This window comes from Pseudonocardia charpentierae, assembly GCF_031845345.1.
In the GTDB taxonomy this organism is placed as follows: Bacteria; Actinomycetota; Actinomycetes; order Mycobacteriales; family Pseudonocardiaceae; genus Pseudonocardia; species Pseudonocardia charpentierae.
This window is the reverse complement of sequence record NZ_JAVREJ010000060.1, coordinates 1-9,336: the sequence shown is the minus strand read 5'-3', so window position 1 is coordinate 9,336 and position 9,336 is coordinate 1. Positions and strand designations below refer to the sequence as shown.

Below are 9,336 nucleotides of genomic sequence, written 5' to 3'. Positions count from 1 at the left end.
TCGTGACCGACCCGTCGTCGTGCATCTTCGACTCGGGGCTGACGAAGGTGATCGGGAACCAGGTCAAGGTCGTGGGCTGGTACGACAACGAGTGGGGCTACTCGAACCGGCTGGTCGACATCGCCGGCCTGGTCGCCTCCAAGCTCTGAGAAAGGATCGTCGTGAAGACTCTCGACGACCTCGTCGCCGAGGGCGTGTCCGGGCGCACCGTGCTGGTGCGCTCGGACCTCAACGTCCCGCTGGACGGGGCGCGGATCACCGACGACGGCCGGATCCGCGCCTCCGTGCCCACCATCCGGACCCTGCTCGACGCGGGTGCCCGGGTCGTCGTCACCGCCCACCTCGGCCGTCCGAAGCCCGGTGCGGACAACTCCGAGTACTCGCTCGCTCCGGTCGCGGGGCGCCTCGGTGAGCTGCTCGGCACCGAGGTCACGCTCGCGGACCACGGCGACGAGGCCACCGCCGCGGCCGGAGCGCTGGCCGACGGCGGCGTCGTGCTGCTGGAGAACATCCGCTTCGATCCGCGGGAGACCAGCAAGGACGCCGCCGAGCGCAGGACCCTCGCCGCGGAGCTGGCGGCCCTGGCCGGCCCGACCGGCGCGTTCGTCTCCGACGGTTTCGGCGTCGTGCACCGCAGGCAGGCGTCGGTCTACGACGTCGCGCAGCTCCTGCCCGCCTACACCGGCGGGCTGGTGCGCAGCGAGGTGGACGTGCTCCGGCGGCTCACCGAGGAACCCGAGCGGTCCTACGTCGTCGTGCTCGGCGGCTCCAAGGTGTCCGACAAGCTGACGGTGATCGAGGCACTGCTGCCGAAGGTCGACTCACTCCTGGTCGGCGGGGGGATGTGCTTCACCTTCCTCGCGGCCCGTGGTCTGGGGGTGGGTGACTCGCTCCTGGAGAGCGACCAGATCGGCGCCAGCCGCGGCCTCCTGGAGACCGGCAAGATCGTCCTGCCGACGGACGTCGTGGTGGCCGACGACTTCTCGGCCGAGGCCAACACCCGCACGGTTCCTGTCGAGGAGATCCCGGACGGCTGGAAGGGCCTCGACATCGGCCCTGAGTCGGTCGCCGCGTTCGCGGACGTCGTGGCCGGTGCGCAGACGATCTTCTGGAACGGCCCGATGGGCGTGTTCGAGCTGGCCCCGTTCGCCGAGGGCACGCGCGGGGTCGCCCAGGCCATCGTCGACGCCACCGGGAAGGGCGCGTTCAGCGTCGTCGGCGGTGGCGATTCGGCCGCGGCCGTGCGCGCGCTCGGCCTGCCCGAAGACGGGTTCTCCCACATCTCGACCGGCGGCGGCGCGTCGCTGGAGTACCTGGAGGGCAAGGAGCTGCCCGGTATCGCCGTTCTGGAGAACGGGCAGAGGAGCGCCTGATGGCACGCACGCCGCTGATCGCCGGCAACTGGAAGATGAACCTCAACCACCTCGAGGCCATCGCCCTGGTGCAGAAGCTCGCCTTCGCGCTGCCCGAGAAGTACTACGACCGGGTCGAGGTGGCGGTGCTGCCGCCGTTCACCGGCATCCGCAGCGTGCAGACGCTCATCGACGGCGACCGGCTGAAGATGGTGCACGGCGCGCAGGACCTGTCGCCGCACGTCTCCGGCGCCTACACCGGCGACGTGTCGGGGGTGATGCTCGCGAAGCTCGGCTGCCGCTACGTCCTCGCGGGGCACTCGGAGCGCCGGGAGATCCACGGCGAGGACGACGCGCTCGTCAACCGCAAGGTGCACGCGGCCGTCAAGCACGGGATCGTGCCGATTCTCTGCGTCGGGGAGGGGCTGCCGGTCCGTGAGGCGGGCCGGCACGTCGAGCACACCACCGCCCAGCTGCTGGCCGGGCTGGAGAAGGTGTCGAGCCAGCACGCGCAGACGCTGGTCGTCGCGTACGAGCCGGTGTGGGCCATCGGCAGCGGTCGCGTGGCGAGTGCGGCCGACGCCCAGGAGGTGTGCGCCGCGATCCGGCAGGCCCTGGCCGGGAAGTACGGCGAGACGATCGCTGCCGGCATCCGGGTGCTCTACGGCGGGTCGGTCAAGCCGAGCAACGTCGGCGAGATCGTGTCGCAGTCCGACGTGGACGGCGCGCTCGTCGGTGGCGCCAGCCTGGACGCCGACGGGTTCGCCCAGTTGTGCGCGATCGCCGCGGGCGGACCACTGCCGTAGGCGCGTAACGGCGCGTAGCGTCGTACCGACTTCCGGATCACGGACGTCCCCCACCCCGGGGGCGCCCGTGCCGCCGGCCCGCCGGTACCCTGGCGCTGCCGGACGTGGGAATGAGGATGGGATGCAACTCGCACTGCAGATCGTGCTGATCATCTCGAGCGTGCTGCTCGTGCTCCTGATCCTCCTGCACCGCGGCCGTGGCGGCGGCCTGTCCACCCTGTTCGGCGGCGGCGTCCAGTCCAGCCTGTCGGGTTCGAGCGTGGTGGAGAAGAACCTCGACCGGATGACGCTGTTCGTGGCGTCGATCTGGATCATTGCCATCATCGGCACGGGGCTGCTGGTCAAGGCCGGCGTCTGACGGTTTCGGGCACATCGGTTTCGGGAGGCAACGGCGATGGCGGGCGGAAACGCGATCCGTGGTACGCGAGTGGGCGCGGGACCCATGGGGGAGTCCGAGCGCGGCGAGACCGCGCCCCGGGCCCGGGTGGGGTATCACTGCTCGAACGGGCACCTCACGGCCCCGTCGTTCGCCTCCGACGCGGACATCCCCGAGTTGTGGGACTGTCCCCGCTGCGGCCTGCCGGCCGGCCGGGACACCGAGAACCCGCCGGCCGCGCCGCGGACCGAGCCCTACAAGACGCACCTCGCCTACGTGAAGGAGCGCCGGAGCGACGCCGACGGCGCGGCGATCCTCGAGGAGGCTCTGGGTCGCCTGCGGGCCGCTCGCGAGCTCTAGCGTCGTTCGCGCCCGGCCCGGGCGTGCGCCGGCGCCCGCACGATCAACCTCGCTGATCGTGCGGGACCCGTAGCAGCCGTGTGGCCCGGCTGAGGACCCGCACGATCAGCTCAGCTGATCGTGCGGCAACACGGGACCGGCTGAGCCCGTACCGGTGCGCGATTGGCGCCGGACGATCAGCTCTGCCTGTGGACAGCCGTTCGCGTGGGGCGACGAGGATCGGGACCCTGGCGGGCATGGGACGCCGCCTTCCGCCCTCGCCCGCGCTCGTTGCCGCAAGCACGTGGATGAGTGAGATGGCCGCGACTCAGGGCGGCGTCGTCACCGCCGCACAGTGCCGGGCGATGGGCGTCGACGATCCCGCCGTTCGTCGACTCCTGGCTGCAGGTCTCTGGACCCGGGCCCGCCGCGGGATCTATGCCGACGACGCGTTCGTCCCGTGGGTGCCGGAGCCGACGGGCTCGATGGCAGCCGGTCGGGTCGTCGGCGATCCGGCTCACCACGCACAGTGCGCCGCCCTGCTGGCCTGCCTGGCCCGGCCCGCCGTCGTCTCGCACCTCAGCGCCGTGCGCCTGCTCGGACTGCCGCTGCCGCCCTGGCGCCCGGACCCGCTCGCCTGCATCACCCGCCGAGGCCCGGCACCGACCAACGACCCCCTGCTGGGCGACGTGCACGTCGTCGACTACGACGACGCGGACGTCGTCGACATCGCCGGGGTGCCGGTGCTCGCCGGCGCGCGCCTGGTGCTCGACTGCTGCGAAGTGCTGGCCCCGGACTCGGCGCTCGCCATCGCCGACGCGGCGCTGGGCCGCGAGCTCACCACCCCTGCCGCGCTGCGGACCGCACTGCGCCGGCGGTACACCCGGCTGCGCTCCGCCGATCTGATCGCCGAGCAGGTCGTCGAGCGGGCCGACCCCCTGGCCGAGAACTGGTTCGAGTCGAGCTCGCGGTGGTGGCTGCTGGAGGCCGGGTTGCCGCGGCCCCGACTGCAGGTGACCTTCACCGACGGGCGTGGTCGCAGCGCCCGCGTGGACATGCTCTTCGACCGCGTGGTCGGCGAGGCCGACGGCGCCGGCAAGTACGACGAGCCCGGCGCGCTGTTCGCCGAGAAGCAGCGCGAAGACTGGCTGCGCGACGTCCACCGGCTCGAGGTGGTCCGCTGGGTGCCTGCGGAGATGCGCTCACGTCGTGGACGTGCCGAGGTCGCGGCGCGGTTCGCCCGCGCTGCGGCCCGAGCGAGCTGATCGTGCGGCACCATCCGGCCGCTTCAGAGCCGCGGAACCGCCCGCACGATCAATCCGGCTGATCGTGCGGGACCATCCGGGGGCGCCAAGGCCGCGGAAGCGCCCACACGATCAACCCGGCTGATCGTGCGGCAGCCGTTCAGCAGCCGCACGGAGCGGTCAGCGGGTCCACCGGCCCGGTCGTGGTGCCGTGCTCGGTCGCGACAGGGAACCCCTCGCGGACCCAGTACTCCATGCCGCCGAGCATCTCCTTGACGCGCACCCCGCGCCGCGCCAGTGCCAGCGCCGCGCGGGTGGCGCCGTTGCAGCCCGGGCCCCAGCAGTAGGTGACGTAGACCTGGTCGGGCTCCAGGTCGGCCTCCGGCACGGCTGCCGTCGGCAGGTGGCGCGCGCCCGGGATGCGGCCCTGCGCCCACGCCGCGTCGCTGCGGGAGTCGAGCAGCACGAAACCGGGGTGGCCGGAGGCTAGGGCAGCCGCGACGTCCGAGACGTCGGTCTGGCAGGCCAGCCGCATCGCGAAGAACGCGGCGGCGACGTCCGGTGCGGCGGGGGCGGCGGTGAGGACGGGCGAGATCGACATGCCGCCGACGCTAGGGGGCCGAACGGCGCGGGCGAAGTGACGATCCACGGCAGAATCGCTCTGAAGCCGTGGATTCCACGGTAGCTTCACGAAATGGCGCTGGACGACGTCGACCGTCGGGTTCTGGACGAGCTGTTGCGCGACGGGCGGGCCGCCTACGCCGAGCTCGGGCGCGCGGTCGGGCTCTCGGCGAGCGCGGTGGCCGAGCGGGTGCGGCGTCTGGAGGAGTCCGGCGTGATCACCGGGTACGCGTGCGAGGTCGACGCGGAGAAGCTCGGGCTGCCGATCGCGGCGCTGGTCCGGCTGCGCTACCCGAACGCCAACTACCGGCCGTTCCACCAGTTGCTCGACACCACTCCCGAGATCGTCGAGGCGCACCACGTGACGGGAGAGGACTGCTTCGTGCTCACCGTCCGGGCGCGGTCGATGCGCCACCTCGAGGAGGTCACCGGTCGCATCGGCGGCCTCGGCGGGGTCACGACGAGCGTCGTCTACTCGAGCCCGCTGCCACGCCGGTCCGTGCTCCCGGCTCTGGGCGTCATCGCCGCCCGGGATCCGGCAGGGCCGCCCGGAACGCGCCCGGTCCGGTGACCTCCGCGCCGGCGGCCCGGACCCGCTCCCGGAGCTCACGGTCGGCGGTCACCACCAGCACTCGTCCGGATTCGCCTGCAAGCCCCCCGACGAGCGCGACGATCGCGCTGTCGCCCTCGGCGGGCGCGTGCACGACGTCCAGCAGGGGATGGGTCGGCACGTCGTCGACCTTCGCGGCTGCGCCCTCGAGGACGAGGTGCACCTGCAGCGCGGTCTCCGCGGGATCCGAGCCGGCGGTCTCGGCCGAGGAGGGCGCCGTGCCGTCGAGCAGTTCCACGAGGTCTTCGGGCCGGGAGACGAGCACGGCGACGATGCTGCCCGCCAGCCGTCGGGCGGCGCCGGCACGGTCGCGCCACCATCCGTCCGGACGCGACCCGACGACGTTCGCCGCATCGACGACGAGGTGCAGCATGTCGTCCTCAGGCGACGGGCGGGCCCAGGTCGCGGGGCAGCTTCGCCGCCGCGGTGCGGTCGAGCAGCCAGAGCGTGCGCCGTGTCCCGGTCGCCCCGGCCACCGGGATCGCGACCTCGCCCGCGCCGCCCAGGGCGAGCGCCACGGCCGCGGCCTTCGCGTCGCCGGTCGCGAGGATCCACACCTCGGTCGACCGGCGGATCGCAGGCAGCGTCAGCGACACCCGCGTCGGCGGCGGCTTGGGGCAGCCGTGGACCGCGACGACGGTGCGCTCGGTCTCGTAGACCGCGGGGGAGTGCGGGAACACCGACGCGGTGTGGCCCTCGCCGCCCATCCCGAGCAGCGTGATGTCGAAGGTCGGGACGGGCCCGTGGTCCTCCGGGCGGGCCTGCCCGGCGAGCAGGTCCGCGTAGGCCTGTGCGGCCTCCTCCGCCCCAGCGGGCCCGGTGCCGGTGTCGGCGCCCATGGGGTACACCCGTTCCGGGTCGACCGGCAGGTGGTCCAGCAGCGCCGCGCGGGCCTGGGTCTCGTTCCGCTCGGGGTCGCCAGGTGGCAGGAACCGCTCGTCGCCCCAGTAGAAGTCGACGTGCCGCCAGTCGACGGCGTCGTGGGCCGGGCCGCTCGCCAGGTGCTCCAGTAGGGCGATCCCGATCCCGCCGCCGGTGAGTACGAGGCGGGGGACGCGGCCGGCCGCCTGCACGTCGACCAGCCGCGTGACGAGCCGGGCGGCCGCGGCCGCGGCGAGCACGTCCGGGTTCGCGTGGACGACGATGTCGCGACGGGTCATGCCTCCGCCTCCCCGGACTGGCCCGCGGACGACGACGTGGAGGACGAGGACCGGCCGCGGGAGATCTGCCCGACCCCGGCGAGCGCCTCGCCGTACACGTCGTCCGGGTCCAGCCGGCGCAGCTCCTCGGCCAGGCAGTCCGGCACGGTGCGCCGGGCCAGCGCGATCAGCCGGTCCGGCTGGCCGGGCTGGCGCAGGGTGCCGGTGCGCCCGTCCGGGCGGATCAGCTCGACTGGCCCGGACCGCCGGTCCAGCCGCACCGACACCATCCCGGCGCCGTCCGCCCTGGATCGGCGCACCTTCACCCCGAGCCGCGTGGCCAACCAGCCCGCCATGAGGTCCGTCGACGGCGAGACGGTCTCCCCGGTCACCGACGCCGAGGTGATGGTGTCGTGCGGGGGGAAGTCGAGCGCGGAGGCGAGCAGCGCCCGCCAGTGCGTCAGCCGGGTCCACACGAGGTCCGTGTCGCCCTCGGCGTGGTTCGCGCGGCGCTGCTCGAACGCCTTGACCGGGTTCTTCGCCGACAGCGCATCCGTGATCCGCCGCCCGGCCAACCGGCCGATGGCGTCCGTCGACGGCTCCGCGGGCGCCTCACTCGGCCACCAGGCCACGACCGGGGCGTCGGGCAGCAGTAGCGGCATCACCATGCCGGCACCCGCCTCGTCCGCGGCGAGGGCACCGTAGCCGCGCAGGACGACCACCTCGCTGGCCCCGGCGTCGCCGCCGACCCGGATCTGCGCGTCCAGGCGCGGGGCGGCGCGACGCTGGCCCCGGGCGAGCACGATCACCCGGCACGGGTGCTCGCGGCTAGCGGAGTTGCCCGCCTCGATGGCCTTCTCGATAGCGCCGCCGTCGTCGGTGATGATCACCAACGTCAGCACGCGGCCGAGCGCGAGCACACCGCCGCTCTCGCGCAGCTCGACGAGCTTCTTGTTCACCACCGAGACCGTGCTCGAGGGCAGATCGACGATCACCGCAGCGTCCCTTCGGGGTGGATGGTGCGACCGGACCGTAGCGGGCTCACGGCCTGCGCCAGTGCCTGCCGGTGCGGGCCAGCATCTGGTCCGCCGAAACGGGCCCCCAGCTGCCCGCCGCGTACGGGTCGGGCCCCTCGGGCAGCGTCGCCCAGTGCTCGATGACCGGGTCGAGGATCTCCCACGACCGCTCGACCTCCTCGTTCACCGGGAACAGCGACGGCTCGCCGAGCAGCACGTCCAGGATGAGCCGCTCGTAGGCCTCGGGGGACGACTCGGTGAAGGCCGTGCCGTAGCCGAAGTCCATCGTGACGTCGCGGACCTCCATCTGGCTGCCGGGGACCTTCGACCCGAAGCGCATCGTGACGCCCTCGTCGGGCTGCACCCGGATGACGAACGCGTTCTGGCCGAGCTCCTCGGTCATCGTGGCGTCGAACGGCAGGTGCGGCGCCCGCTTGAACACCACGGCGATCTCGGTCACGCGGCGGCCGAGCCGCTTGCCGGTGCGCAGGTAGAACGGCACGCCGGCCCAGCGCCGGGTCGCGACCTCGTACGTGATCGCCGCGTAGGTCTCGGTCTTGGAGTTGGGGTCGTAGCCCTCCTCCTCCTTCAGCCCGCGGACCAGCTCGCCGCCCTGCCAGCCGCCGGTGTACTGCCCGCGGGCCGTGGTCTCCTCCAGCGGGTACACCAGCCGGGTCGCGTTGAGGACCTTGATCTTCTCGGCGCGCAGCCTGCGGGCGGAGAACGACGTGGGCTCCTCCAGCGCGATGAACGCCAGCAGCTGCAGCAGGTGGTTCTGGATGACGTCGCGGGCCGCGCCGATCCCGTCGTAGTAGCCCGCGCGCCCGCCCAGCCCGATGTCCTCGGCCATGGTGATCTGCACATGGTCCACGTAGTGGCTGTTCCAGATCGGCTCGAACAGTTGGTTCGCGAACCGCAGCGCCAGGATGTTCTGGACGGTCTCCTTGCCGAGGTAGTGGTCGATGCGGAACACCGATTCCTCGGGGAAGACGTCGTTGACGATCTCGTTGAGCTCGATCGCCGAGTCCAGGTCGTGCCCGAACGGCTTCTCGATGACCACCCGGCGCCACTGGTGGCCGTTCTCGCCGGAATCGTTCTGGGCCGACAGCCCGGAGCGGGCCAGCTGCTTGCAGACCACCGGGAAGTCCGACGGGGGGATCGACAGGTAGAACGCCGCGTTGCCCCCGGTGCCGCGCTCGCGGTCGAGCTCGTCGATCGTGTCGTTGAGCCGGTCGAACGCCTCGTCGTCGTCGAAGGTGCCCTGGACGAACCGGAAGCCCTCGGCCAGCCGGTCCCACACCTCCTGGCGCCACGGGGTGCGCGCACCCGCCTTGACCGCGTCGAGCACGACCTGCCCGAAGTCGGCCGCCGTCCACTTGCGGCGCCCGAACCCGACGAGCGAGAAGCCCGGGGGGAGCAGGCCGCGGTTCGCCAGGTCGTAGACCGCGGGCATGAGCTTCTTGCGCGACAGGTCGCCCGTCACGCCGAAGATCACCAGACTGGACGGGCCCGCGATCCGTGGCAGCCGCTTGTCGCGCGCGTCGCGCAACGGGTTCGTCCAGCCGTCGAGCTGACCTCGTCGCCCGGTCGTCCCCGTGGTCGTCCCGGTGGTCATCGCGTCACCCCCAGCACTCGTCCCCCAGCCATCGGTGGTCGCCATCAGTGGTTCCAGCATCCTCGCGTACAGGGGCCCTCCTGCGGGCCCCGCTGCACATCCTGGTCAGTCGCGGGCGACCGCGTCGCCCGGGTTCCGTGATCGTCGCCGGACGGACACGTGCCGGTCCACACCCTGCAGGAAAGACACAAGGCGGAGAAGGCACCGGCCGGGGGGGG

11 protein-coding genes and 1 pseudogene are annotated in these 9,336 nt (G+C 72.8%); 7 read left to right on the top strand and 5 right to left on the bottom strand.

All coding sequences use genetic code 11. The features are described from left to right. From RM445_RS31495 to RM445_RS31470, 6 genes and pseudogenes are all read left to right on the top strand, one after another. A pseudogene (locus RM445_RS31495) lies at positions 1 to 149 on the top strand (type I glyceraldehyde-3-phosphate dehydrogenase); the annotation flags it as partial. A gap of 6 nt (positions 150 to 155) precedes the next feature. Further along, positions 156 to 1,373: a phosphoglycerate kinase gene (locus RM445_RS31490; RefSeq protein ID WP_311560519.1), complete on the top strand. Its 1,218-nt coding sequence runs from the start codon at positions 156 to 158 to the stop codon at positions 1,371 to 1,373. Then, a complete protein-coding gene (gene tpiA / locus RM445_RS31485) occupies positions 1,373 to 2,158 on the top strand; it encodes a triose-phosphate isomerase (protein WP_311560518.1) in 786 nt (261 codons plus the stop codon). The genes RM445_RS31490 and tpiA overlap by 1 nt, the downstream gene beginning before the upstream one ends. A gap of 121 nt (positions 2,159 to 2,279) precedes the next feature. After that, entirely contained in the window at positions 2,280 to 2,516 is a 237-nt protein-coding gene (secG, locus tag RM445_RS31480; protein ID WP_311560517.1) for a preprotein translocase subunit SecG, read from the top strand. 36 nt (positions 2,517 to 2,552) lie between these two features. Next, positions 2,553 to 2,894, top strand: coding sequence for an RNA polymerase-binding protein RbpA (locus RM445_RS31475; RefSeq protein ID WP_311560516.1), 342 nt, complete (start codon positions 2,553 to 2,555; stop codon positions 2,892 to 2,894). Positions 2,895 to 3,190: 296 nt separating this feature from the next. Beyond that, complete coding sequence (locus RM445_RS31470; protein ID WP_311560515.1) at positions 3,191 to 4,138, top strand: type IV toxin-antitoxin system AbiEi family antitoxin domain-containing protein; 948 nt, start codon at positions 3,191 to 3,193, stop codon at positions 4,136 to 4,138. Between the two features lie 139 nt (positions 4,139 to 4,277). On the opposite strand, the gene RM445_RS31465 is transcribed toward RM445_RS31470, so the two are convergent. Then, the gene (locus tag RM445_RS31465) at positions 4,278 to 4,718 is read right to left on the bottom strand and encodes a rhodanese-like domain-containing protein (RefSeq protein ID WP_311560514.1); all 441 of its coding nucleotides are present in this window, start codon (positions 4,716 to 4,718) and stop codon (positions 4,278 to 4,280) included. Positions 4,719 to 4,811: 93 nt separating this feature from the next. Between RM445_RS31465 and RM445_RS31460 the strand changes: the two genes are divergently transcribed. Then, entirely contained in the window at positions 4,812 to 5,309 is a 498-nt protein-coding gene (locus RM445_RS31460; protein ID WP_311560513.1) for an Lrp/AsnC family transcriptional regulator, read from the top strand. On the opposite strand, the gene RM445_RS31455 is transcribed toward RM445_RS31460, so the two are convergent. From RM445_RS31455 to zwf, 4 genes are read right to left on the bottom strand one after another with little or no spacing between them, the layout of a single operon-like run. After that, on the bottom strand, positions 5,257 to 5,721 hold the full coding sequence (locus tag RM445_RS31455) for a hypothetical protein (RefSeq protein ID WP_311560512.1): 465 nt from the start codon (positions 5,719 to 5,721) through the stop codon (positions 5,257 to 5,259). The genes RM445_RS31460 and RM445_RS31455 overlap by 53 nt on opposite strands. Before the next feature lie 7 nt (positions 5,722 to 5,728). Further along, positions 5,729 to 6,508 carry a 6-phosphogluconolactonase gene (gene pgl / locus RM445_RS31450; RefSeq protein WP_311560511.1) on the bottom strand — a complete coding sequence of 260 codons (780 nt, stop codon included), beginning with the start codon at positions 6,506 to 6,508 and terminating at the stop codon, positions 5,729 to 5,731. Then, positions 6,505 to 7,482 carry a glucose-6-phosphate dehydrogenase assembly protein OpcA gene (gene opcA / locus RM445_RS31445; RefSeq protein ID WP_311560510.1) on the bottom strand — a complete coding sequence of 326 codons (978 nt, stop codon included), beginning with the start codon at positions 7,480 to 7,482 and terminating at the stop codon, positions 6,505 to 6,507. The genes pgl and opcA overlap by 4 nt, the downstream gene beginning before the upstream one ends. A gap of 46 nt (positions 7,483 to 7,528) precedes the next feature. After that, positions 7,529 to 9,118 (bottom strand): glucose-6-phosphate dehydrogenase, encoded by a 1,590-nt coding sequence (gene zwf, locus RM445_RS31440; protein WP_311560509.1) that lies wholly within the window; start codon positions 9,116 to 9,118, stop codon positions 7,529 to 7,531. Positions 9,119 to 9,336: the final 218 nt, after the last annotated feature.

Bases quoted from the DNA above. Each gene is read 5' to 3' on its own strand.
- tpiA (WP_311560518.1), top strand. From the start codon at position 1,373: ATGGCACGCACGCCGCTGATCGCCGGCAACTGGAAGATGAACCTCAAC.
- secG (WP_311560517.1), top strand. From the start codon at position 2,280: ATGCAACTCGCACTGCAGATCGTGCTGATCATCTCGAGCGTGCTGCTC.
- RM445_RS31475 (WP_311560516.1), top strand. From the start codon at position 2,553: ATGGCGGGCGGAAACGCGATCCGTGGTACGCGAGTGGGCGCGGGACCC.
- RM445_RS31470 (WP_311560515.1), top strand. From the start codon at position 3,191: ATGGCCGCGACTCAGGGCGGCGTCGTCACCGCCGCACAGTGCCGGGCG.
- RM445_RS31465 (WP_311560514.1), bottom strand. From the start codon at position 4,718: ATGTCGATCTCGCCCGTCCTCACCGCCGCCCCCGCCGCACCGGACGTC.
- RM445_RS31460 (WP_311560513.1), top strand. From the start codon at position 4,812: ATGGCGCTGGACGACGTCGACCGTCGGGTTCTGGACGAGCTGTTGCGC.
- RM445_RS31455 (WP_311560512.1), bottom strand. From the start codon at position 5,721: ATGCTGCACCTCGTCGTCGATGCGGCGAACGTCGTCGGGTCGCGTCCG.
- pgl (WP_311560511.1), bottom strand. From the start codon at position 6,508: ATGACCCGTCGCGACATCGTCGTCCACGCGAACCCGGACGTGCTCGCC.
- zwf (WP_311560509.1), bottom strand. From the start codon at position 9,118: ATGACCACCGGGACGACCACGGGGACGACCGGGCGACGAGGTCAGCTC.